At 61.0% G+C, this 24,180-nt stretch carries 23 protein-coding genes; 9 read left to right on the top strand and 14 right to left on the bottom strand.

Annotated features, from left to right (window positions below; all coding sequences use genetic code 11):
- The first annotated feature begins 109 nt into the window (after positions 1–109).
- From BOP93_RS04385 to BOP93_RS04365, 5 genes are all read left to right on the top strand, one after another.
- Positions 110–1,603, top strand: coding sequence for an RNA polymerase factor sigma-54 (locus tag BOP93_RS04385; protein ID WP_104501679.1), 1,494 nt, complete (start codon positions 110–112; stop codon positions 1,601–1,603).
- A gap of 76 nt (positions 1,604–1,679) precedes the next feature.
- Positions 1,680–1,985, top strand: coding sequence for a ribosome hibernation-promoting factor, HPF/YfiA family (gene hpf, locus BOP93_RS04380; protein ID WP_065885787.1), 306 nt, complete (start codon positions 1,680–1,682; stop codon positions 1,983–1,985).
- A gap of 9 nt (positions 1,986–1,994) precedes the next feature.
- Complete coding sequence (gene ptsN, locus BOP93_RS04375; RefSeq protein ID WP_104501678.1) at positions 1,995–2,459, top strand: PTS IIA-like nitrogen regulatory protein PtsN; 465 nt, start codon at positions 1,995–1,997, stop codon at positions 2,457–2,459.
- A gap of 2 nt (positions 2,460–2,461) precedes the next feature.
- Positions 2,462–3,319: an RNase adapter RapZ gene (gene rapZ / locus BOP93_RS04370; protein ID WP_065951618.1), complete on the top strand. Its 858-nt coding sequence runs from the start codon at positions 2,462–2,464 to the stop codon at positions 3,317–3,319.
- 16 nt (positions 3,320–3,335) lie between these two features.
- Complete coding sequence (locus tag BOP93_RS04365; RefSeq protein WP_104501677.1) at positions 3,336–3,608, top strand: HPr family phosphocarrier protein; 273 nt, start codon at positions 3,336–3,338, stop codon at positions 3,606–3,608.
- A gap of 37 nt (positions 3,609–3,645) precedes the next feature.
- On the opposite strand, the gene BOP93_RS04360 is transcribed toward BOP93_RS04365, so the two are convergent.
- The 6 genes from BOP93_RS04360 to pmbA form a co-directional block, all read right to left on the bottom strand.
- The gene (locus BOP93_RS04360) at positions 3,646–4,539 is read right to left on the bottom strand and encodes a ZIP family metal transporter (RefSeq protein WP_104501676.1); all 894 of its coding nucleotides are present in this window, start codon (positions 4,537–4,539) and stop codon (positions 3,646–3,648) included.
- 32 nt (positions 4,540–4,571) lie between these two features.
- Complete coding sequence (locus tag BOP93_RS04355; protein WP_104501675.1) at positions 4,572–5,183, bottom strand: superoxide dismutase; 612 nt, start codon at positions 5,181–5,183, stop codon at positions 4,572–4,574.
- A 1-nt stretch (position 5,184) separates the two neighbouring features.
- A complete protein-coding gene (locus BOP93_RS04350) occupies positions 5,185–5,613 on the bottom strand; it encodes a hypothetical protein (protein WP_065892644.1) in 429 nt (142 codons plus the stop codon).
- 27 nt (positions 5,614–5,640) lie between these two features.
- The gene (locus tag BOP93_RS04345; RefSeq protein ID WP_104501674.1) at positions 5,641–7,017 is read right to left on the bottom strand and encodes a class II fumarate hydratase; all 1,377 of its coding nucleotides are present in this window, start codon (positions 7,015–7,017) and stop codon (positions 5,641–5,643) included.
- On the bottom strand, positions 7,010–7,405 hold the full coding sequence (locus tag BOP93_RS04340; RefSeq protein WP_104501673.1) for a FagA protein: 396 nt from the start codon (positions 7,403–7,405) through the stop codon (positions 7,010–7,012). The genes BOP93_RS04345 and BOP93_RS04340 overlap by 8 nt, the downstream gene beginning before the upstream one ends.
- Positions 7,406–7,550: 145 nt before the next feature.
- Positions 7,551–8,897: a metalloprotease PmbA gene (pmbA, locus tag BOP93_RS04335; RefSeq protein ID WP_104501672.1), complete on the bottom strand. Its 1,347-nt coding sequence runs from the start codon at positions 8,895–8,897 to the stop codon at positions 7,551–7,553.
- A gap of 108 nt (positions 8,898–9,005) precedes the next feature.
- Between pmbA and yjgA the strand changes: the two genes are divergently transcribed.
- Positions 9,006–9,527, top strand: a complete 522-nt coding sequence (gene yjgA / locus BOP93_RS04330) for a ribosome biogenesis factor YjgA (RefSeq protein WP_065885777.1) — start codon at positions 9,006–9,008, stop codon at positions 9,525–9,527.
- 45 nt (positions 9,528–9,572) lie between these two features.
- Here the strand turns inward: yjgA and tldD are convergent, their stop codons facing one another.
- The 8 genes from tldD to mreB all read right to left on the bottom strand — a co-directional run bounded on the left by tldD (position 9,573) and on the right by mreB (position 20,744).
- Positions 9,573–11,015: a metalloprotease TldD gene (gene tldD / locus BOP93_RS04325; RefSeq protein WP_065892647.1), complete on the bottom strand. Its 1,443-nt coding sequence runs from the start codon at positions 11,013–11,015 to the stop codon at positions 9,573–9,575.
- Positions 11,016–11,031: 16 nt separating this feature from the next.
- Positions 11,032–11,880, bottom strand: a complete 849-nt coding sequence (locus BOP93_RS04320; protein ID WP_104501671.1) for a carbon-nitrogen hydrolase family protein — start codon at positions 11,878–11,880, stop codon at positions 11,032–11,034.
- Between the two features lie 48 nt (positions 11,881–11,928).
- Positions 11,929–15,744 carry a YhdP family protein gene (locus BOP93_RS04315; protein WP_104501670.1) on the bottom strand — a complete coding sequence of 1,272 codons (3,816 nt, stop codon included), beginning with the start codon at positions 15,742–15,744 and terminating at the stop codon, positions 11,929–11,931.
- Between the two features lie 76 nt (positions 15,745–15,820).
- Positions 15,821–17,278: a ribonuclease G gene (gene rng, locus BOP93_RS04310; RefSeq protein ID WP_104501669.1), complete on the bottom strand. Its 1,458-nt coding sequence runs from the start codon at positions 17,276–17,278 to the stop codon at positions 15,821–15,823.
- 71 nt (positions 17,279–17,349) lie between these two features.
- The gene (locus BOP93_RS04305) at positions 17,350–17,946 is read right to left on the bottom strand and encodes a Maf family protein (protein WP_104501668.1); all 597 of its coding nucleotides are present in this window, start codon (positions 17,944–17,946) and stop codon (positions 17,350–17,352) included.
- Between the two features lie 50 nt (positions 17,947–17,996).
- Complete coding sequence (gene mreD, locus BOP93_RS04300) at positions 17,997–18,485, bottom strand: rod shape-determining protein MreD (protein WP_065885772.1); 489 nt, start codon at positions 18,483–18,485, stop codon at positions 17,997–17,999.
- Positions 18,485–19,567 (bottom strand): rod shape-determining protein MreC, encoded by a 1,083-nt coding sequence (gene mreC / locus BOP93_RS04295; RefSeq protein ID WP_104501667.1) that lies wholly within the window; start codon positions 19,565–19,567, stop codon positions 18,485–18,487. Before mreC ends, mreD begins: the two co-directional genes overlap by 1 nt.
- 139 nt (positions 19,568–19,706) lie before the next feature.
- On the bottom strand, positions 19,707–20,744 hold the full coding sequence (mreB, locus tag BOP93_RS04290) for a rod shape-determining protein MreB (RefSeq protein ID WP_002555108.1): 1,038 nt from the start codon (positions 20,742–20,744) through the stop codon (positions 19,707–19,709).
- 210 nt (positions 20,745–20,954) lie between these two features.
- Here mreB and gatC point away from each other — a divergent pair, with 210 nt between their 5' ends.
- Genes gatC through gatB form a run of 3 tightly spaced genes read left to right on the top strand, consistent with a single transcriptional unit; the run spans position 20,955 to position 24,166 of the window.
- Complete coding sequence (gatC, locus tag BOP93_RS04285; RefSeq protein ID WP_003188556.1) at positions 20,955–21,242, top strand: Asp-tRNA(Asn)/Glu-tRNA(Gln) amidotransferase subunit GatC; 288 nt, start codon at positions 20,955–20,957, stop codon at positions 21,240–21,242.
- Between the two features lie 16 nt (positions 21,243–21,258).
- Positions 21,259–22,710, top strand: coding sequence for an Asp-tRNA(Asn)/Glu-tRNA(Gln) amidotransferase subunit GatA (gatA, locus tag BOP93_RS04280; RefSeq protein ID WP_104501666.1), 1,452 nt, complete (start codon positions 21,259–21,261; stop codon positions 22,708–22,710).
- A 10-nt stretch (positions 22,711–22,720) separates the two neighbouring features.
- The gene (gatB, locus tag BOP93_RS04275; RefSeq protein WP_104501665.1) at positions 22,721–24,166 is read left to right on the top strand and encodes an Asp-tRNA(Asn)/Glu-tRNA(Gln) amidotransferase subunit GatB; all 1,446 of its coding nucleotides are present in this window, start codon (positions 22,721–22,723) and stop codon (positions 24,164–24,166) included.
- Positions 24,167–24,180 lie beyond the last annotated feature (14 nt).

Genomic DNA, 24,180 nt, shown 5'->3' with positions numbered 1-24,180 from the left:
TCTAGGCAAAGGCCCCGATATCAGGCATATAATTTGCTTATGTTTGGCGCTCACGCGCCCTGTCGTGGATGGCGCATTGCGCCGGCGAATAAGGTGTTAAGCCCCTGCCATGAAACCATCGCTAGTCCTGAGAATGGGCCAGCAGCTGACGATGACACCGCAGCTGCAACAGGCCATCCGCCTGCTCCAATTGTCGACCCTGGACCTGCAACAGGAAATCCAGGAGGCCCTGGAGTCCAATCCGATGCTCGAACGCCAGGAAGAAGGCGACGACTTCGACAACACGGATCCTTTGGCCGATAACATCGAGCAAAAGCCCAATCCCGACGTACAGGAACCGTCCTACCAGGAAACCGCGCCGACGGTGGACAACCTCGAGGACGGCGAATGGAACGAACGCATTCCCAACGAGCTTCCGGTGGATACGGCCTGGGAAGACGTCTACCAGACCAGCGCCAGCAGCCTGCCCAGCAACGATGATGACGAGTGGGACTTCACTACCCGCACGTCCGTCGGCGAGAGCCTGCAGAGTCATCTGTTGTGGCAACTGAATCTGGCGCCGATGTCCGACACCGATCGCCTGATCGCCGTCACCCTGATCGATTGCATTAATAACCAGGGTTACCTGGACGAGACGCTGGAAGAAATTCTTGAGGCGTTCGACCCGGAGCTGGATATCGAGCTGGACGAGATCGAAGCCGTCCTGCACCGCATCCAGCAATTCGAGCCCGCCGGGATTGGCGCCCGCACGCTCAGCGAGTGCCTGTTGCTGCAACTGCGCCAACTGCCGACCAAGACGCCCTGGCTGGCTGAAGCCAAGCGCCTGGTCAGCGACTACATCGACCTGCTGGGCAGCCGCGACTACAGCCAACTGATGCGTCGGATGAAGCTCAAGGAAGACGAACTGCGCCAGGTCATCGAGCTGGTGCAGAGCCTCAACCCGCGCCCGGGCTCGCAGATCGAGTCCAGCGAAGCCGAGTACGTCGTACCTGACGTGATCGTGCGCAAGGACAACGAGCGCTGGCTGGTGGAATTGAATCAGGAGTCGGTGCCACGCCTGCGGGTCAACCCGCAATACGCCGGTTTCGTGCGCCGCGCCGATACCAGCGCCGACAACACCTTCATGCGCAACCAGTTGCAGGAAGCGCGCTGGTTCATCAAGAGCCTGCAAAGCCGCAACGAAACCCTGATGAAAGTCGCCACCCAGATCGTCGAGCACCAGCGCGGCTTCCTGGAATATGGTGACGAAGCCATGAAACCGCTGGTGCTGCATGACATCGCCGAGGCGGTCGGCATGCATGAATCGACGATTTCACGGGTGACCACGCAAAAATTCATGCATACCCCACGGGGTATATATGAGCTGAAATACTTTTTCTCCAGCCACGTAAGCACCTCCGAAGGCGGCGAATGCTCGTCCACGGCGATCCGCGCGATCATCAAAAAACTGGTTGCCGCGGAAAATCAGAAAAAGCCGTTGAGTGACAGCAAGATCGCTGGTTTACTGGAGGCACAAGGCATTCAGGTCGCCCGTCGAACCGTCGCCAAGTACCGCGAGTCCCTCGGGATCGCGCCTTCCAGCGAGCGTAAGCGTTTGATGTGACGGGCGGGGCATAGCGTTCCAGTGGCAGGCGCTTTTCGCCTGCCGCTTTATGCACTGGCAACGAAGGAGAAGCTGTATGCAAGTCAACATCAGTGGACACCATGTAGAAGTCACCCCTCCAATGCGCGAATACGTCGAACTGAAGCTGAAGAAGCTTGAAGGACATTTCGACAAGATCACCAACGTGCAGGTCATCATGAAGGTCGACAAGCTTCAGCAGAAAATCGAAGCGACCCTGCAGATACCCGGTGGCGAAGTGGTTGCTAATGCCGAGCATGAAGACATGTATGCATCGATCGACTTGCTCACCGACAAGCTTGACCGCCAACTCAAAAAGCATAAGGAAAAGAATCTGCACCTGATGCAAGGTACAGGTCGTTAACCCTCCCCCATGATCCAACTTCAAACCATCCTGACCCCCGGCCGTTCGCTCGTGAACGTGCCGGGCGGCAGCAAGAAGAAAGCCCTCGAGCAAATTGCCAACCTGATCAGCAGCCAAGTGCCTGAACTGGAGATGCAAGATGTATTCGAGGCGCTGATTGCCCGTGAAAAACTCGGTTCGACCGGTTTTGGCAACGGCATCGCCATCCCCCACTGCCGCCTCAAAGGCTGCGAAACACCGGTCAGCGCTTTGCTGCACCTGGATCACCCTATCGATTTCGATGCCATCGACGGCGCCCCGGTCGACCTGCTGTTCGTTCTGCTGGTCCCACAAGCCGCCACCGATGCGCACCTGGAGCTGCTTCGGCAGATCGCCAGCATGCTCGACCGCAAGGAAGTGCGCGAAAAATTGCGCAGCGCCAGCAGTAACGAGGCGCTGTATCAGGTCGTCCTTGATGAGCAAAACGGGCAGTAATCATGCGTTTGATCATCGTCAGCGGCCGTTCCGGCTCGGGTAAGAGCACTGCGCTTAACGTTCTTGAAGACAGCGGCTTCTATTGCATCGACAACCTGCCCGCCGGCTTGCTGCCGGAATTGGCGGAACGCGCCCTGATCCACACCGAACTGGCGCAACCGCTGGTCGCCGTGTCGATCGACGCGCGCAACCTGCCCAGCCACCTCTCACGGTTCCCCGAACTGCTCGAGGAGGTGCGCGCCAAGCATATTCATTGCGACGTGCTGTATCTGGACGCCGACGAGGAAACCCTGCTCAAGCGGTTCTCCGAAACCCGTCGACGCCACCCGCTCAGCAGCGCCAACCGTTCCCTGGCCGAAGCCATCGAGGACGAAACCAAACTGCTGGGGCCGATCATCGATCTGGCCGACCTCAAGATCAACACCACCAACCTGAACCTGTACCAACTGCGCGATGCGATCAAGCTGCGATTGCTGAACCAGCCGGAGCCTGGCACTGCGTTCCTGGTCGAGTCGTTTGGCTTCAAGCGCGGCATGCCGGTGGACGCCGACCTGGTGTTCGACGTGCGCTGCCTGCCCAATCCCTATTGGAAACCGGAGTTGCGCGATCAGTCCGGGCTTGACCAACCCGTGATCGACTACCTGGCGGCACAACCGGATGTGGAAGAGATGTTCCAGGATATCTCCACCTACCTGCTCAAATGGTTGCCGCGCTTTGCTGCCAGCAACCGCGCCTATGTCACCATTGCCATCGGCTGCACCGGCGGCCACCACCGTTCCGTCTACCTGACGGAGCGACTGGGCCAGGTGCTGCAACAAACCCTCAAGAACGTCCAGGTTCGCCACCGCGACCTTAGCTGAAAGGAACACCACTGCGATGCCGGCTCGGGAAATTGAAATCATCAACAAGCTGGGCTTGCACGCCCGCGCATCAGCCAAGTTTGTCGGTGTTGCCGGGCAGTTCCCCTGCCAGATCCGCGCCGGGCGTGATCCTGAATCGATGGTAGACGGCAAGAGCATCATGGCAATGATGATGCTCGCCGCAGGCAAGGGCACCAAAATCCATCTGAAAACCGAGGGTGAACAAGACCAGGAAGCGATGGACGCGTTAGTCGCGCTGATCAACAACTACTTCGACGAGGGTGAATAACGACTTCCTCTTGCGGGAGCGAACTGGCTCGCTCCTGCTATCCCAACGCCGTATCCATCACCATCATCAAGCAAAACCCGATGCACAATCCCAGGCTGGCGAGCTTGTCGTGACCGTTGCGGCGTGACTCAGGGATGACCTCATGGGTCACCACCAGCAGCATCGCCCCCGCAGCGAGTGCCAGGCCCAAGGGCAGCAGCACTTCGGCAAGGCTCACCAACCACGCACAGAGCACTGCAAATACCGGCTCTACCAATCCCGACGCTGCGCCGATCAGAAACGCCTTGACCCGCGACATTCCCGCCCCTGCCAATACCAGCGCAATCACCAGGCCTTCCGGTACGTCCTGCAGGGCAATGCCCATGGCGAGGCTGTCGGCATCCGCCATGCCGCCGCCGGCAGAAACACCCACGGCCATGCCTTCCGGGATGTTGTGGGCAATGATTGCGAACACAAAGAGCCAGATGCGTGGTGGGATAACCGGCTTATCCGGCGTACCCACCAGCATTTCCGGGCTCGCGCCTGAGACCTTGAGGTCCACCAGATACAACGCGAACGCACCGAGCATGATGCCGAAGCTGATCAAGCCTCCTGCGCCCCAGGGCGAGAGCCCCAGGTTCTCTGCGGCGGCAATCCCTGGCACCACCAGCGAAAAGGCGGTCGCCGCCAGCATCACCCCCGCACCAAACCCCAGCAAGGTGTCGCTCAATGCCGCCGGCATCCGGCGAATCACCAGCACCGGCACCGCGCCCAACGCGGTGCCGAGTGCGCAGATGGCCCCGCCCTGCAACGCACGCAAGATGCGCGGCTCCAAATCGAGCCAGGCCAGGCCATGAGCCACCAGTAATGCCGTACCGACTAATAGAAGCAGGGAGCCAAACGCGTAGCGAAATAATCGCACGCTGCTGATCGCCAGTGTTTCAGTGCCCATGGTCGGCCTTAGATCTTGTGATGGAGTGAATATCAGGCCAATGCAGCCTGGTAGCGTGCGGCAACCTCGGGCCAGTTGATGACGCTATAGAATGCATTGATGTACTCCGGTCGTCGGTTTTGATACAGCAGGTAGTAGGCATGCTCCCAGACGTCCAGGCCGAGGATAGGCGTATTTCCGCTCATCAACGGGCTGTCCTGGTTACCGCTGCTTTCTACCACCAAGGTCCTTTGCGGGGTCACACTCAACCAGGCCCAGCCGCTGCCGAAACGGGTCAACGCCGCCTTGGTAAAAGCGTCCTTGAAGCTGTCGAAGCCCCCCAGCTGCTCGTCGATGGCCTGGCCCAGAACACCCTCGGGCTTTCCGCCACCCGTAGGCGACATGACCGCCCAGAACAGCGAGTGGTTGGCATGACCGCCTCCTTGGTTGACCACGGCAGCGCGTAATTTCTCCGGTAATTTTTCAACGCTGGACACCAGCTTCTCCACCGGCCAGCCCGCGAACTCGGTGCCCTCGACCGCAGCATTAAGGTTATTGATGTAAGTCTGGTGGTGCTTGGTGTAGTGAATCTCCATGGTTTGCGCATCGATATGGGGTTCAAGCGCATCAAAGGCGTAAGGCAAGGCCGGCAGGGTGTAGGTCATATCAATGTGCTCCATATTGAGAGGGGGTCGGTTGCGTCGCAGCACCGCCCAGCAAACGATGGGTGCGCGGGTATTCGCCGTGATCGCTGATGAAATTCAACAGTTCTACATAGGTTTTGCTGCTCTGGCGCAGCGCTGCCTCACGCAACTGCGGACTGAGCCGTGGGTCCTGCATGGTCTGCAGCAGCCGTTGGTGAATGGCGCAGAGGTATTCCGCGCTTTCCTCTGGCTGGTTGAGACGCAGGTGCAGGTCTGCCAGGTTGTGGTGGGAGATAACGCAAGCCGCCACCGCTTCATCGGCATCCGCCCAGCGTTCGAACAACACTTGGGCCAGGGCCAGGGCTTGCAGGTAGGCCTCGCGGGCGTCAACCAGTTCGCCCGCCATAAAGCAGCGATTGGCCCGTTCGATCGTGCGTTTCCAGTGCTCCATGGTGAACCTCCAAAGCGGGGTCGATGATCACACGCCGCCAGCCGTGAGCTTTTCCGGGTCCAGCAGGACTTCCAGTTGGCTGCGCGGCAAGTCGGTGTGTTCGAGGGCGACATCGATCACCGGACGGCCCTGCTGATAAGCCTGCTTGGCGATTTCGGCGGCCTTTTGGTAACCAATGATCGGGTTGAGGGCGGTGACCAGAATCGGATTGCGCGACAATGCTTCCTTGAGCTTCGCTTCGTTGACCTTGAAGCTGGCGATGGCCTTGTCCGCCAGCAGCCGGCTGGCGTTGGCCAGCAGCTCCAGGCTGCTGAGCAGGTTCTGGGCGATGATCGGCAGCATCACGTTCAGTTCGAAGTTGCCCGATTGGCCGGCCACGGTAATCACCGTATCGTTGCCGATGACTTGCGCAGCCACCATGGCCGCGGCCTCGGGGATTACCGGATTGACCTTGCCCGGCATGATCGAAGAGCCCGGTTGCAAACCTTCCAGCTCGATTTCGCCCAGGCCTGCCAGCGGACCGGAGTTCATCCAGCGCAGGTCATTGGCGATCTTCATCAGCGACACCGCAGTGGCTTTCAACTGGCCGGAGACGGCTACAGCGGTGTCCTGGGAGCCAATCAACGCAAACAGGTTCTTGCCCGGCGTGAACTTCACCTGGGTCAGGTGGCTCAGGTGTCCGCTGAAGCGTGCGGCAAACTCAGGGTGGGCGTTGATGCCGGTGCCCACGGCCGTGCCACCCTGGGCCAGCGCCTGCAGCGCCGGCAACAGGTCCTGCAAGTGACCGATATTGGCCTTGAGTTGCTGCGCCCAACCATTGAGCACCTGGCTCATACGCACCGGCATGGCGTCCATCAAGTGGGTACGACCGGTCTTGATAAACGGGTGGACCGCTTCGGCTTTTTGCTCGATCACCTGCACCAGGTGCAGCAAGGCCGGCAATGTGTGCTCGTGCAGCACCAGCGCGGCGCTGACATGGATAGTCGTCGGAATGATGTCATTGCTGCTTTGCCCACAATTGACGTGGTCGTTGGGGTTTACCACCTCGCCCAGCAAGCGACTGGCCAGGGTTGCAATCACTTCGTTGGCGTTCATGTTGGAACTGGTGCCGGAGCCGGTCTGGAAAATATCCACCGGGAAGTGCTGCATGTAGTCGCCTTCCAACAGACCCTGGGCGGCATCGACAATGGCCTTGCCCTGCCCTTCGCTGATTTGCTTGAGGTCGACGTTGGCCCTGGCTGCGGCGGCTTTGGCCAGGATGAGCGCGCGAACGAATTGCGCCGGCATGCGCTGGTGGCTGATCGGAAAGTTGTTCACCGCGCGCTGGGTTTGCGCGCCGTACAGGGCCTCGGCGGGGACTCGCAGTTCGCCCATGCTGTCGCGTTCGATACGTGTGTTACTCATCGTTGGATCCTTGCACCACATCGGAGAAAGAGAGGGATGGCAGCAATTGGCAGGTCGCCAATTGCCAGGCGAAGGCTTGCCAGCGCTTGAGCCGGCAGGCGCAGTGGGAGAGTTTTTCCAGGTCACGCAGTGGGCGCCAGGCCTGGTCCAGACACAGGGAGCGCCAATGCCAGGGCAGCGCGATATCGTTGGCGGTGTCGATGAGCAGGCGAAATGAGGTTTCGGCGATCGTCCACGGATGGGTCGAGGTACAACACGCCAGGTAACGCCCTTCATTGAGGTAATGTTCGATCAGGCGAGGTTCATTGGGGTCGAGCCCGCAGCGAATCTGACGACTCATCCATCGCCAACTTTCCAGGTACGGGTCCTCATGCAAGACAGAACTCATGATCCACACTCATCCAGTAATGATATTCATTATTAAATGATATTGAGAATCAAAACAAGAACAGCAGATCGATCCTGTCTTTTATCACCACAAAAAAGGCGCGCCATCCTCACGATGGCGCGCCTTTTTGGTGAAGCGTCGCAGGTCAGCTGCCGGCGACAGTCATCCGTTCAATCAACACGGAGCCGGTGCGGATATTACTGCGCAGCTCCAGATCGTTACCCACGGCAACGATCTGCTTGAACATATCGCGCATGTTGCCGGCGATCGTCACTTCCTGGACGGCGAACTGAATTTCGCCGTTTTCCACCCAGAATCCCGCCGCGCCACGGGAATAGTCACCCGTCACCATGTTCAGGCCGTGGCCCATCAATTCGGTCACCAGCAGGCCGCGGCCCATGCGACGCAACAGCGCCGCCTGGTCTTCATCGCCATGGGTCACAAACAGGTTATGGACGCCGCCGGAGTTGGCGGTGCTCGGCAGGCCAAGCTTGCGGCCCGCGTAGGTGCCCAATACATAAGACACCAACTCGCCTTTCTCGACGAACGGCTTGGCGTAGGTGGCCAGGCCATCGCCATCGAACGAGGCGCTGCCCATGGCGCGCATCAGGTGCGGACGCTCATCGATGGTCAGCCATTCAGGGAACAGCTTCTGGCCGATCGCGCCTTCCAGGAATGAAGATTTACGATACAGGTTGCCGCCGGAAATCGCTCCGAGAAAACTGCCGAACAAGCCACCGGCCAATTCGGCGGAAAACAGCACCGGCACCTCGCACGTGGGAACCGGGCGCGCGCCCAGACGACTGGCAGCACGCTGCGCAGCGCGCTGGCCAATGCTTACCGGGTCTGCCAGCAACTCACCCTGACGATTCACGTCGTACCAGTAATCCCGCTGCATCTGGCCATTGGCTTCAGCGATCATCACGCAGCTCAGGCTGTGACGGGTGGACGCATAGCCCCCGATAAAACCATGGCTGTTGCCGTACACACGGCAACCCTGATGGGTGCTCAGCGTGGTGCCGTCGGCGTTCTTGATGCGAGCATCGGCGTCGAACGCTGCCGCTTCGCAGGTCAGCGCCTGCTCGATGGCTTGCTCGGGCGTGATGTCCCAGGCGTGGAACAGATCGAAATCCTGCAAGTCCTTGGCCATCAAAGCTTTGTCGGCCAAGCCCGAGCTTTCATCCTCGGAAGTGTGCTTGGCGATTGCCAAAGCAGCGGCGACGGTCTCGCGAATCGCCTCCGGGCCACTGGCCGACGTACTGGCCGAGCCCTTGCGCTGGCCCACGTACAAGGTAATGCCGAACCCCTGGTCGCGGTTGAATTCGACGGTTTCCACTTCCTGCTGACGCACCGACGTCGACAGCCCCTGCTCCAGCGACACCGCTACTTCACAGGCGCTGGCCCCCTGGCGCTTGGCCTCGGCAAGGATCTGCTCGACTTGTTCCTGCAGTGCCGGTAACGCTTGCGGACCGACGCTTTGGGCTGCACTCATGGTTTTCTCCACTCAAATTCTGCTCTCGGTTAAGGCCATCGAGCGACCGGGCCGGACAAGCGGCCCCCGACTGGTTATCATGGCGGCGTTTCTTTGCGGACTGCCACCATGGTTGATTCTTACGACGACTCCCTCGATGGGGAGAAAAGCAAAACCCAGGTCAAACGCGAGCTGCATGCTCTGGTTGACCTTGGCGAGCGCCTTACAACGCTCAAGAAAGACTTGATTGCCAAACTGCCACTGACCGACGAAATGCGCCGGGCCTTGGCCGATGCGCCTAAGCACACCGCGAATATCGCGCGCAAACGGCACATCATGTTTATCGGCAAGCTGATGCGCGATCAGGACACTGACGCCATCCTGGCCTTGCTCGATCAAACCGATGCCTCCACTCGCCAGTACAACGAACGTTTCCATAACCTGGAGCGCTGGCGTGACCGCCTGATCTCGGGCGATGACGCCGTGCTGGAGAAATTCGTGCTGGACTATCCGGAAGCGGACCGCCAGCAATTGCGTTCCCTGATCCGTCAGGCCCAGCATGAGCAGGCGCATAACAAGGCGCCGGCCACCAGCCGTAAAATCTTCAAATACATCCGTGAGCTGGACGAGACTCAACGCGGCCTGCGCTGATCCTCTTCCCCGGGTGGCGGCCTTCGCCACCCGAAGCTCCACGACTTACGACCCCGTGCCACCCACGGTGATCGCATCGATTTTCAAGGTTGGCTGGCCCACGCCCACCGGCACCGACTGCCCATCCTTCCCGCACGTACCCACGCCGCTGTCCAGCGACAGATCGTTACCGACCATCGACACCTTGCTCATGGCCTCCGGCCCATTGCCGATCAATGTCGCGCCCTTGACCGGTGCGGTAATCTTGCCGTCTTCGATCAGGTACGCCTCGCTGGTGGAGAACACAAACTTGCCGCTGGTGATATCCACCTGCCCGCCACCGAGGTTGGCGCAGTAGATGCCGCGCTTCACCGAGGCAATGATTTCTGCCGGATCGCTTTCACCACCGAGCATGTAAGTGTTGGTCATGCGTGGCATCGGCAGGTGGGCATAGGATTCGCGGCGACCGTTGCCGGTGCGCGCCACGCCCATCAGCCGGGCGTTGAGCTTGTCCTGCATATAGCCCTTGAGCACGCCGTTTTCGATCAGGGTGGTGCACTCCGTCGGCGTGCCCTCGTCATCCACACTCAACGAACCCCGGCGACCGGCCAGGGTGCCGTCATCGACAATGGTGCACAGCTTGGATGCGACCATCTCGCCCATGCGCCCGCTGTAGGCGGAACTGCCCTTGCGGTTGAAGTCGCCTTCCAGCCCATGGCCCACGGCTTCGTGCAACAACACACCGGACCAACCCGAGCCCAGCACCACCGGCAAGGTACCGGCCGGCGCAGGAATCGCTTCCAGGTTGACCAGCGCCTGGCGCAGCGCTTCACGGGCGTAGCCCATGGCGCGGTCCTCGGCGAGGAAATAACGGTAGTCGGTGCGCCCGCCGCCGCCATGGCCACCGCGCTCGCGGCGACCATTCTGTTCGACGATCACACTCACGTTGAAACGCACCAGTGGCCGCACATCCGCCGCCAGCCCGCCGTCGGTGGACGCGACAAGGATGCGCTCCCACACGCCGGCCATGCTTACGGTGACCTGCTGGATACGCGGGTCCAGGGCACGCGTAGCCGCGTCAACACGCTTGAGCAGCTCGACCTTCTCCGCGCGGCTGATCACTTCCAGCGGATTATCCGGCGCATACAACTGCGCCACGTCCTGGGTGCTGAACGCCTGCACCGTGCCGTTTTGCCCCGCGCGGGAGATCGAGCGCGCCGCACGCGCCGCCAGGCCCAGGGCCTCCAGGGTAATGGCGTTGCTGTAGGCAAAACCGGTTTTTTCGCCCGATTGCGCGCGCACGCCCACACCTTGGTCAAGGTTGAAACTGCCTTCCTTGACGATGCCGTCTTCCAGTGCCCAGGACTCGGAAATCTGCCCCTGGAAATACAGGTCGGCCGCGTCGATTCCCGGTCCGGCCAGATCGCCCAGCACGGTTTGCAGATTTTCGATGGTCACGCCACCGGGTGCCAGGAGATGTTCACTGACTGAGGACAACAACTCGCTCATAGGTTTGGCCTTAAATTCATCGTTCTGAAGCAGGTCGCTGTGCGCCCTGCGAGAAAAAGCGCCGATGGTTGACCACCGGCATGCGCGCCCGTATCGACGCCTGTTCACTGCTGTCGCGTTCGGCCACCAGCACCGCTTCGCCTTGATCCTGCCGGGCCAGCACGCGCCCCCAGGGGTCGATAATCGCCGCGTGCCCATGGGTTTCCCGTGGCCCCGGGTGCACACCGCCCTGAGCGGCCGCCAGCAGGTAGCACTGGGTTTCGATGGCCCGTGCACGAATCAGCACATCCCAATGCGCAGCCCCGGTCACCGCCGTAAACGCCGAGGGCGCACTGATCAACTCAGCCCCCGCCGCTCGCAACTCGCTGTACAACTCGGGGAAGCGCAAGTCGTAACACACCGTCAGCCCCAAGCGCCCCACAGGCGTATCCGCCACGACCACATTGCTTCCGAAAGCATAGTCGTCGGATTCGCGATAGCGACCTCGGGCGTCCGCTACATCCACGTCGAACAAGTGCAGCTTGTCGTAACGAGCGACGATGTCACCGCGATCTTCGATCAGCAGCGAGCAGGCGTTGGGCTTGGCGTCCGGCTGATCCCTGGGTGGCAGCGGGATTGTGCCCGCCACTATCCATAAGGTGAGGTCGCGGGCGGTCTGTTTCAACCAGGGCAGGATCGGACCTTCACCCATTGCCTCGGCGCGACCGATATCGGCCATGTCACGGCGGCCCATGGCGGCAAAGTTCTCCGGCAGTACCGCGAGCCTGGCGCCATCCGCCGCCGCGCGTTCCAGCAAGCGGCGTGCCTGGGCCAGGTTAGCCGCCACATCACGCTGGCTGACCATTTGAATTACCGCAAAGGACATGGGCCGACACTCCGTAAAGGGCATGCGGCCATGCTACTCCACGTCCTCTCAGTTTGGCTTTTCAAATGGCTTGTCGAAGGTGATTTTCGGGTCTTTCCATGGGCCTTGCACGGTGTACTGCACACTGGCGAAGCGCGATACCCGGTCGCCGATCAACTTGTCGATCAGGAACAACGCACCGCCGATGGCCGGCGCGCCGACGATCAACGCCGCAATGGGCAGGTTGTTGGTGACCGGCAGGGTCACCAGCAACTTGGCATCGACGCGATCCGCCACCAGGTCCAGGGTGCCATTGAGTTCCAGGTTGGTGGACGGCCCGGTCATGGTGATGGGCTCACGGGTCACGAACACACCGTCACTGGCCGCCAGCAAACCCTTGACCCGGTCATAGCTCAAGCCCTTGCCGAGCAAGTCGGAGAAGTCCAGGCGCAAACGGCGGCCAATGGAATTGAAGTTAAGCAGGCCGAACACCCGCAGCGCCTGGGCGCCACCCTCCACTTCCACGAACTGGCCTCTACGGAACGCTGCGTCCAGGCTACCGGAGAACCGCTTGGGCCCGACCCAGGCGGGCGAGCCCGGCCAGCGACCATCCACGTCCAGATGAAAGTCCTCGCTGGTCACCGTGGGCGCAAAGCCCCAGCCTTTGAGCACATCGGCAATGTTCTTGCCGTCCAGTCGCCCTTTATACCAACTGCTGCTGGCCCCCGGAGCACCTTCCCAACCACCGGCGCCGTTGAGCTGCATGCCTTTGAGGCCCAGGTTCAGGTTGTTGAAGGCGAGGCCCTTGGCGGTCGGGCGGATTTTCAGCGACCACGCGCCTACCAGGTCCGGCCCCTGGAAAAGCTGGTCAATGGCGATATCCAATGCGGGAATATCCTTGGGATCGATATCGGCCAGCGGGTCCGGCGCGTTCTCGTCAGCCTGCACGGCAGGGTCTACGGCGGGCAGCTTCACGTACTGCAGGTTGACGGCAATGGGAGCGCCCTTGGCATCCGGCAGATTCACCGTGCCTTTGGCTTGCTGGCTGTCGAACTGCAGGCCCCAGGCCACGGGCTTGCGATCCAGCTGCAGTTTGACCTGGTCGAACCGGGTACCGAAACCGGTCAGCCTGCCCACCTTGAAATCCGCGCCACTGAGCAGTTGCTTGGCACTGCCGCCCGGATCGTTACCCGCGTAACGGTTCGCGAGTTTTTTCCACGGGTCGATGTCCAGTTCTGAGAGCACCCCGCGAACGCGCAGCCCCTTGGCGCCGGGTAATACCGCATCGCCATTGCCGAGGAACAATTCGCCGCGTCCATCATTGAAATTATCCGACGGCGCCGCAAAGGTGAAATTGGCCAGCTCACCGTAATCAAACCAGTAACGCCGCTCAGCGCCCTGCAGGGTCATGCGGAACGTACTGTCACGGCCCTGGCTCGCCGGCATGCCGAACGGCGCCGGCAGGTCCACCGCAACGCCCTTGAGATTGGAGTCGACCATCAGTTGACTGTCCGCACCGTCCAGGATGACTTGCAATTGATAAGGGATATCGCCGGACACCGGCAGCGGCTGGCTGATTTTCAACCAGTCCGTGAGCCGCTTGACCGTAACCTGCCCCTTGGCGGTGACGCGGGTACTGATGGCGCCGGGCTTGCCTTCGGCAAAAATCTGCGCGGTGATCGGGCGGTCGAACGCCTGGGCCGAAATACTCTGGCCGCTCAAGCCCTTGGCGCTGTCGAAACGGAAGTCGCCCTTGAGCTGGGTCAGGTCCAGGGTGGGCTCCGCCAGTTGCAGGCGCGCCTTGTCGGTCTTGAAGTCGACCACGATCTTGGGTTCGGTGCCCTTGGCCAGAGGCACGTCCAGGTCCAGGCTGCCTTGCAGGTTGCCCTCGCCCTTCCAGCCTGCAAAGGTGGAGGCGGTGCCGATCGGCGCTTCCTGGAGGATTTTCAGACCGTCGCCCAAACCACCGGAGAATCCACCGGTGAGCAGCAGATGGCTGTCCTGGCCAGCCGGTGCGTGGGGGATATTGACGTAGACGTCCTTGACCTGGGTATCGAGCAACTGCCCCTTGCTGGCCAGGATGCGCACGCCGCTCTCCTCGACGAACACCTCACCATTGACCTTGCTCACATGGGGCCAGCCCGGCTGGAAGGCCAGCTCGGCATCATGCACCTTGAAAAACAGGCTGATATTGCGTGAAGCCGGCAGCGCGTTGTGACTCAGCGAGCCCTGGTACTGGAAGAAACCTTCGTCTACCGCGCCTTTGAGGATCGCCGTGCGCAACCACTCATCCAGCGCCGGGCTCAACACTGCCGGCAGATACTTGGGCGTGAAACGACCATCGCCGTCGACCATACCGACCCGCAGGTCCATATAGTCCTCCTGGCTATGGTCGAAATGCAGGCGAATCAGGAAGTCCGCAGCGACCTTGCCTTCCTCCCCCAGCACCTTGATATACGGTGCAATGAGCGTGAAGCCCTGTTTGTCCAGCGTCCAGGTCAGGCGCGCATTGGCCTGGATGTACTGCCACGGCTTGGCGAAGATCGGGGACAGGTGCAGGGAAAAGTCCTTGCTGTCCATGCGCAACTCGCCATGGCCCAGATCGCCGCTGATGCTGCCGGACACATTGCGCGCGGCCGGCGCGCCGAAGTAGGCGTCAAAACCGACACGCTCAAGGTTGGCGGCGAAACTGACTTTTTGATCGGTGCTGTCCTCTGGACGAAAGTCCACGAGCACATTGCGCAACAGACCGGTGGCGTTCAGATGCTCGACGGTCTTGGCGAAACCTTCCGGCAGCGGCGCCAGGGCATTGAGCAAGGGTGTGATGGGGGTCAGGTCGAGCCGGTCGGCCTGAAGCTTCCAGACTTCCTGATCTTTATCGGTCGCCAGGCTCTGCTGCAGTTGTATGCGCGATTCCCAGCGGGTTTCGCCGATATTCATCGCCAGCGAATCGAACAGCACCTTGAGGCCGCTGTCGCTGCGTTGCACATAAGCGGTGAGCGCCAGATTCTCGATATGGACCGGCTTACGCTCGGCGTAGCTGCCCTTTACTTGCGGCGAATTGAGGCGCGCCACGGCGCTTTGTACGGTGCCGTTGGCCCAGTTGAGCCAGAACTCACCGCCAGCCTTGAGCTGGGTGAGCTTCCATTGCCGGGTCAACCGGGACGGAATCCACTTGGCCCAGTCGCTTTGAGGAAGGCTCAAGTAGGCCTCAAACTCGGCATCTTTCCACTGGTTGGCGCGCATGCGGCTGCGCAGGCTCAAGGCCAGCGGTTGGCCGTCGGGCAATGTCAGGCGTGCGTCCAGACGCTGCCGGGTCTTACCGGTGTGCAGGTTCAGGCCTACATAGGTCACGGTCACCGGCGCGCGGTCGAAGGGTTGCAGCGTCACCTGGCTGTCCAGCACCGATACGCGCTTGACCATTTGCATGCGGGTGAGCAGTTGCTCAGGGTCCAGGGGCTGGTCGTCCTGTATCGGCAAGCCTTGCAGCTCCCAGCGGCCATCCTTGTCCTCCTTGACGCTCAACTGCAAGCCGCTGACCTGCAGGTGAGCGATGCGCACTTCACGGGCCATCAGGCTGGCCAAGAGGTCGGGTACTACTTCAACCTGATCCAGGCGCAACGCGCTGCTGCCCTCGCCGACCATCACATCGCGGGCCAGCAATATTGGCGCAAACCCACTCCAGCGGCCCTCGAGGCTACCGATATGCAGCGGCATCTGCACCGCTGCCTGGGCCTTGGCTTCGACTTCAGCGCGGTATTCGGCCACCAGCGGGGTCAATTCACGGCCCAGGCTCACGTACACCGCCGCCACTACCAGCACCAATGCACACAGGCCCAGCCCCCAACGGGTCAAAGCGGCAAAAAAGCGTATCAGACGCTCCATGTCAGGCGACCCTCAAGGCAGTAGTCGGACCACAGATCAGCGCCTGTCGGTCTCGAAAAGAGAAAACGAACGGGGATCAGAGCAGCACCACGTCGTATTGTTCCTGGGAGTACATGGTTTCAACCTGAAAACGAATGGTGCGTCCGATAAAGCCCTCCAGTTCTGCGACGTTACCCGACTCTTCATCCAGCAGGCGATCCACCACTTTCTGGTTGGCGAGCACTCTATAACCTTCAGCCTGGTAGGCGCGTGCCTCCCGTAGGATTTCGCGGAAAATCTCGTAGCAAACCGTTTCCGGGGTCTTCAATTTACCGCGGCCCTGGCAACTGCTGCAGGGCTCGCACAGCACCTGCTCAAGGCTTTCGCGGGTGCGTTTGCGGGTCATCTGCACCAGGCCCAGCTCGGTGATGCCAATGATGTTGGTTTTGGCGTGGTCGCGCTCCAGCTGCTTTTCTAGGGTGCGCAGGACCTGGCGTTGGTGCTCGCCATCCTCCATGTCGATGAAGTCGATGATGATGATGCCGCCCAGATTGCGCAGGCGCAGTTGACGCGCAATCGCGGTAGCCGCTTCGAGGTTGGTCTTGAAGATGGTTTCTTCGAGGTTGCGGTGGCCCACGAACGCGCCGGTGTTGACGTCGATGGTGGTCATGGCTTCCGCCGGGTCCACCACCAGGTAGCCACCGGATTTGAGCGGAACCTTGCGCTCCAGCGCTTTTTGGATTTCGTCTTCGACGCCGTACAGGTCGAAGATCGGCCGCTCGCCCGGATAGTGCTCCAGGCGGTCGGCAATTTCCGGCATCAGCTCTGCAACGAATTGCGTGGTGCGCTGGAAGGTTTCCCGCGAGTCGATGCGGATTTTTTCAATCTTTGGGCTGACCAGATCGCGCAAGGTACGCAACGCCAGGCCAAGGTCTTCATAAATGACGCTTGGCGCGCCGATGGTCTTGATCTGTGCATCGATCTGATCCCACAGGCGTCGCAGGTAACGGATGTCCATCAGAATTTCATCGGCACCCGCCCCTTCGGCAGCGGTGCGCAGGATAAAACCACCGGCCTCCTTGATGCCCTCGGCGGCCACGCAGTCGCTGACTACCTTTTTCAGGCGCTCGCGCTCGGCTTCATCTTCGATCCTGAGGGAAATGCCCACATGGGCCGTACGCGGCATGTACACCAGGTACCGCGAAGGAATCGACAGTTGAGTCGTGAGCCGAGCGCCCTTGGAACCGATGGGGTCCTTGGTGACCTGCACCACCAGGCTCTGCCCTTCGTGCACCAGGGCGCTGATGCTTTCCACCGCTGGGCCTTCGCGCAGGGAGATTTCCGAAGCATGGATAAACGCGGCGCGGTCCAGGCCGATGTCGACGAAGGCTGCCTGCATGCCCGGCAATACGCGCACTACCTTGCCTTTATAGATGTTGCCGACGATCCCGCGCTTCTGGGTACGCTCCACATGCACTTCTTGCAGAACACCGTTCTCTACCACCGCCACGCGCGATTCCATCGGCGTGATATTGATCAGAATCTCTTCACTCATGGCTGGGTCTCGTTCAGGCGTTTTCACAATAGTGACCGATCGCTTATGGCTTGGCGCGAAAGTAAAGGTGCTCAGCGCGCGGTAAGGTTTTGCCAACAGGGTATGCCGAATTGGCCCAGCAGTTGCGCGGTTTCGCACACCGGCAGGCCGACCACGGCGGAATAGCTGCCATTGAGGCCGGTCACGAACACCGAGCCAAGCCCCTGGATAGCATAGCCGCCGGCCTTGTCGCGGGGTTCGCCGCTGTGCCAGTAGGTCGTAGCCTCTTGAACGGAAATATCGCGAAACGCAACAAGGCTGCTGACACAACGGGTTTCGCAGCGCTGGCCGTCTACCAATGCAATGGCCGTGAGGACTTCATGCTCACGTCCCGCCAGGGCCATCAACATCGCCAGAGCATCGGCCTGGTCCACTGGTTTGCCAAGAATTTTGCCATTCACGACAACCGCCGTATCGGCACCCAATACACAGATGCCTGCGGTTTGCTCAAGCGCAGCCAAACCCGCCGCGGCCTTGCTTCGCGCCAGGCGCTCGACATAGGCCACGGGAGTTTCGTGGGTTAGAGGCGTTTCATCGATGGCGGCGCTGACCACGGTGAAAGGCACACCGATCTGGGTCAACAACTCACGTCGGCGCGGGGAGCCCGAGGCCAGATAAAGCGTATTCATTGCAGACTCTCCCTGTAGGGTTCGATAACCAGGCAGAGCCTCGCAATCCATCAATTGATTTTATAGCGACGACGTAACCCACGCAGGCCGAAACTGACCCAGGGCCACAGCAATGCGCTGACCAGCGCCGGCAACACCAGTGCCAGGGTGGGCTGGCGATTGCCGGTCAAGGCACTGAGCCAGAGTTGAACAAGCTGCGCCAGGCCGAAGATCACCAGGATCACCAGGCACTGCTGCCACATCGGGAACATGCGCAAGCGCTGCTGCAACGACAGCACCAGGAACGTAATCAGGGTCAGGATCAGTGCATTCTGGCCCAGCAAGGTGCCATAGAGCACATCCTCCGCCAAGCCCAGGCACATCGCCGTGACCATGCCGACTTTGTGCGGCAGGTTCAACGACCAGAACGCCAACAGCAGGGCCAGCCACAGCGGGCGCAGGATTTCCATGAATTGCGGCAGCGGTGACACGCTGAGCAGCAAGCCGATGGCAAAGGTCAGCCAGACAATCCAGCCATTGCGCGATTGAGTGCTGGCCATTATTCCTCCCTCTGCCGCGTTGTGGTCGCGGGCCTCGCGGCAGGCGTGGTGGTCGCCGCCGGTTTCGCCGGGCGGGCGTTGTGTGCAGCGGGCTTGGCCGGCGTGGCGACAGGCGCTGCGGTAGCGGGTACGGCCGCAGGCGCGGGCGGTCCCACGAACGCCGGTTTCGGCACGGTGGCAGGAATCACGGGGGCGGTGCCGTTCTGCTTGTCTTCCGCCTCCTGAGCCTGCGCCGCGTCATTGGCGCGCTCTTCCGGCGTGCGGTTGTCGCTGAACACCAGCAGCAGGTAGCGGCTGCGGTTCAACGCGGCAGTCGGGACGGCACGCACAATGGCAAACGGCTGGCCGGAATCATGGATGACCTCCTTGACCGTGGCCACCGGGTAGCCGGCCGGGAAGCGCTGGCCGAGGCCGGAGCTGACCAGCAGGTCGCCCTCCTTGATATCAGCGGTATCGGCTACGTGCCGCAACTCAAGGCGCTCCGGATTACCGGTGCCGCTGGCAATGGCGCGCAAACCGTTGCGATTGACCTGCACGGGGATGCTGTGGGTGGTGTCCGTCAGCAGCAGAACGCGCGAAGTGTAGGGCATCAACTCGACCACCTGGCCCATCAGGCCACGGGCATCGAGCACCGGCTGGCCGAGCACCACGCCGTCACGCTCGCCCTTGTTGATGATGATGCGATGGGTGAAGGGATTGGGGTCCATGCCGATCAATTCGGCCACTTCGACCTTTTCGTTGACCAATGCAGAAGAGTTGAGCAACTCGCGCAGCCGAACGTTCTGCTCGGTAAGGGCTGCGAGCTTTTGCATGCGGCCCTGCAACAGCAGGTTTTCGGTCTTGAGTTTTTCGTTCTCGGCGACCAGCTCGGTGCGGCTGCCGAATTGGCTGGCCACGCCCTGGTAGAGACGTTGCGGCAGGTCGGTGATCCAGTAAGTCTGCATCAATACCAGCGACATCTGGCTACGCACAGGCTTGAGCAGCGAAAAGCGCGCATCGACCACCATCAGCGCGACCGAAAGCACGGTCAGCACCAACAAGCGCACGCCCAATGAGGGGCCTTTGGCAAAGAGCGGTTTAATAGGCCGCTCCTCCCAGGCAAATGTTCTCTTTATTCATACGGCATCAAACCGGCCTGGATGCAGATTGAAGAAGATAAACGCCAACAGGCAGCACTGCAAAGTGCTGCCTGCCGACCCAGCATGAACCGTCCAGGCGATCTTATTCGCTGGAGAGCAGGTCCATGGTGTGTTTATCCATCATTTCCAGTGCACGACCACCGCCACGGGCAACGCAGGTCAGCGGGTCTTCGGCGACGATCACCGGCAGGCCGGTTTCCTGGGCCAGCAATTTGTCGAGGTCACGCAGCAAGGCGCCACCACCGGTCAGCACCAGGCCACGCTCGGCGATGTCGGAAGCCAGCTCCGGCGGCGACTGCTCCAGGGCGCTCTTCACTGCCTGGACGATGGTGGCCAGGGATTCTTGCAGCGCCTCCAGCACTTCATTGGAGTTCAGGGTGAAGGCACGTGGCACACCTTCGGCCAGGTTGCGACCGCGAACATCGACTTCGCGAACTTCGCCGCCCGGGTAGGCGGTACCGATTTCCTGCTTGATGCGCTCGGCGGTGGATTCGCCGATCAGGCTGCCGTAGTTACGACGCACATAGGTGATGATCGCTTCGTCGAAGCGGTCGCCGCCAACGCGTACGGATTCGGCATACACCACACCGTTCAGGGAAATCAGGGCGATCTCGGTGGTACCGCCACCGATATCCACCACCATCGAACCGCGGGCTTCTTCAACCGGCAGGCCGGCGCCGATTGCGGCGGCCATCGGCTCTTCGATCAGGAATACTTCGCGGGCACCGGCGCCAAGGGCCGATTCACGGATGGCACGACGCTCCACCTGGGTGGATTTGCACGGAACGCAGATCAGCACACGAGGGCTGGGCTGCAGGAAACTGTTTTCGTGAACCTTGTTGATGAAGTACTGCAGCATCTTCTCGCAGACGCTGAAGTCGGCGATAACGCCGTCTTTCATCGGACGAATGGCAGCAATATTGCCTGGTGTACGGCCGAGCATGCGCTTGGCCTCGGTGCCAACGGCAACGACACTTTTCTGATTACCATGGGTCCGAATGGCCACAACCGATGGCTCATTCAGAACGATACCGCGCTCGCGCACGTAAATAAGGGTGTTGGCAGTGCCCAGGTCAATGGAAAGATCGCTGGAAAACATGCCACGCAGTTTCTTGAACATGGGGAAAGGACCCTAGGCAACGCGTGGGTAAAAAAGTGCGGCAAACTCTAACAACGACAGGGATTTTGGGCAAGGCGCCAATGTGCTAAATTGGCCGACTTTCTGTGCACCAACCCCCACAATCGCGGCCATATGACCGTAGAAATGCGGTAGTGTTCCGACAATCTAACACACGGACGCCTTCCGTTCTGTTTTCCACTGGAGAATCCCATGGCGCTTGAACGCTCCGACGTGGAAAAAATCGCGCATCTGGCCTCGCTTGGCCTCAATGACGCCGATCTTCCACAGACCACCGCAGCCCTGAACAGCATTCTCGGGCTGGTTGACCAAATGCAGGCCGTCAATACCGACGGCATCGAGCCCCTGGCTCACCCGCTGGAAGCCAGTCAGCGCCTGCGCGCCGACGTCGTGACCGAGCGCAATAACCGCGAGGCCTACCAGTCCATCGCGCCAGCGGTCGAAAACGGCCTGTACCTGGTTCCGAAAGTCATCGACTAAAGGGAAAGAGCCTTTCATGCATCACATGACTCTGGCCGAGATCGCCCGCGGTCTCGCCGACAAAACGTTTTCTTCCGAAGAGCTGACCAAGACCCTGCTGGCGCGCATCGCCGAGCTGGACCCCAAGGTCAACAGCTTCATCAGCCTCACCGAGGAGCTGGCCCTGAGCCAGGCCAAGGCCGCCGACGAGCGGCGGGCCAACGGTGAAGACGGCGCACTGCTGGGCGCCCCGATCGCCCACAAGGACCTGTTCTGCACCCAGGGTATTCGCACCAGCTGCGGCTCGAAGATGCTCGACAACTTCAAGGCGCCCTACGACGCTACCGTGGTCGCCAAACTGGCCGCCGCCGGGGCCGTGACCCTCGGCAAGACCAACATGGACGAATTCGCCATGGGGTCGGCCAACGAGTCGAGCTACTACGGCGCAGTGAAAAACCCGTGGAACCTGGATCACGTACCCGGTGGTTCCTCCGGTGGCTCGGCTGCGGCCGTGGCCGCACGCTTCCTGCCGGCCGCTACGGCGACCGACACCGGCGGTTCGATCCGCCAGCCAGCCGCGTTCACCAACCTCACCGGCCTGAAGCCGACCTACGGTCGCGTTTCCCGCTGGGGCATGATCGCCTACGCTTCCAGCCTGGATCAGGGCGGCCCATTGGCACGCACCGCCGAAGACTGCGCGATATTGTTACAAGGCATGGCAGGCTTCGATGAACAGGACTCCACCAGCATCGATGAACCCGTGCCGGACTACAGCGCCAGCCTGAACACCTCGATCAAGGGCCTGCGCATCGGTGTGCCAAAAGAGTATTTCAGCGCCGGCCTCGACCCGCGTATCGCCGATCTGGTGCACAACAGCATCAAGGAACTGGAAAAGCTCGGCGCGGTGATCAAGGAAATCAGCCTGCCGAACAACCAGCACGCGATTCCTGCCTACTACGTGATCGCACCAGCGGAAGCGTCCTCCAACCTGTCGCGTTTCGACGGTGTGCGCTTCGGCTATCGCTGCGAAAACCCCAAGGACCTGACCGATCTGTACAAACGCTCCCGTGGCGAAGGCTTCGGCAGTGAAGTCCAGCGCCGGATCATGGTCGGTGCCTATGCCCTGTCCGCCGGCTACTACGACGCGTACTACCTCAAGGCGCAGAAGATCCGTCGCCTGATCAAGAATGACTTCATGGCGGCCTTTGAAGAAGTCGACGTGATCCTCGGCCCGACCACGCCGAACCCGGCGTGGAAGATCGGCGCCAAGACCGGCGACCCGATCGCCGAGTATCTGGAAGACCTCTACACCATCACCGCCAACCTCGCGGGCCTGCCGGGCTTGTCCATGCCCGCCGGTTTCGTCGATGGCCTGCCGGTCGGCGTGCAATTGCTCGCCCCGTATTTCCAGGAAGGCCGCCTGCTCAATGTGGCGCACCAGTACCAGTTGCACACCGACTGGCACACCCGCACCCCTACCGGCTTCTGAGGAGAACACTATGCAATGGGAAGTTGTGATCGGGCTGGAGATTCATACCCAGCTCGCCACCCAATCGAAGATTTTCTCCGGCAGCGCCACCACGTTCGGCTCCGAGCCCAACACCCAGGCGAGCCTGGTGGACCTGGGCATGCCCGGCGTGCTGCCGGTGCTGAACCAGGAAGCGGTGCGCATGGCGGTGATGTTCGGCCTGGCGATTGACGCCCAGATCGGTCAGCACAACGTGTTCGCGCGCAAGAACTACTTCTACCCGGACCTGCCCAAGGGCTACCAGATCAGCCAGATGGAGCTGCCGATCGTCGGCAAGGGCCACCTGGACATCCCCCTGGAAGACGGCACCATCAAGCGTGTCGGCGTCACCCGTGCGCACCTTGAAGAAGACGCCGGCAAGAGCCTGCATGAAGAATTCCCCGGCGCCACCGGTATCGACCTGAACCGTGCCGGCACGCCGTTGCTGGAAATCGTCTCCGAGCCGGACATGCGCAGCGCCAAGGAAGCCGTGGCCTACGTCAAGACCATCCACGCGCTGGTGCGCTACCTGGGCATCTGCGACGGCAATATGGCCGAAGGTTCGCTGCGCTGCGACTGCAACGTGTCGATCCGCCCCAAGGGGCAGACCGAATACGGCACCCGCTGCGAGATCAAGAACGTCAACTCGTTCCGCTTCATCGAGAAGGCGATCAACAGCGAAGTACGTCGCCAGATCGAGCTGATCGAGGACGGCGGCAAGGTCATCCAGCAAACGCGCCTGTACGATCCGAACAAAGACGAAACCCGCGCCATGCGCAGCAAGGAGGAAGCCAACGACTACCGTTACTTCCCCGACCCGGACCTGTTGCCGGTGGTGCTGGAAGATTCGTTCCTCAACGATATCCGCGCCACCCTGCCGGAGTTGCCGCAGCAAAAACGCGAACGCTTCCAGGCGCAGTTCGGCCTGTCGGTCTACGATGCCAGCGTCCTGGCCTCCAGCCGTGAACAGGCCAACTACTTCGAGAAGGTCGTGAGCATCGCCGGCGACGCCAAGCTGGCGGCCAACTGGGTCATGGTCGAACTGGGCAGCCTGTTGAACAAACAGGGCCTGGAAATCGACGAAGCACCGGTCAGCGCCGAGCAACTGGGCGGCATGCTGCTGCGCATCAAGGACAACACCATCTCCGGCAAAATCGCCAAAACTGTGTTCGAAGCGATGGCCGCCGGTGAAGGCAGCGCCGATGACATCATCGACAAGCGTGGCCTCAAGCAAGTCACCGACAGCGGCGCGATTTCGGCGGTGCTCGATGAAATGCTCGCGGCGAACGCCGAGCAGGTCGAACAATACCGTGCGGCGGACGAAGCCAAGCGCGGCAAGATGTTCGGCTTCTTTGTCGGCCAGGCGATGAAAGCGTCCAAGGGCAAGGCCAACCCGCAACAAGTCAACGAGCTGCTCAAAAGCAAGCTCGAAGGCTGATAGCGCAGAACGGT

The organism is Pseudomonas orientalis (genome assembly GCF_002934065.1).
GTDB lineage: Bacteria > Pseudomonadota > Gammaproteobacteria > Pseudomonadales > Pseudomonadaceae > Aquipseudomonas > Aquipseudomonas orientalis_A.
Note: the sequence above shows the minus strand (reverse complement) of the source record. Positions and strands in the feature narration are given on the sequence as shown.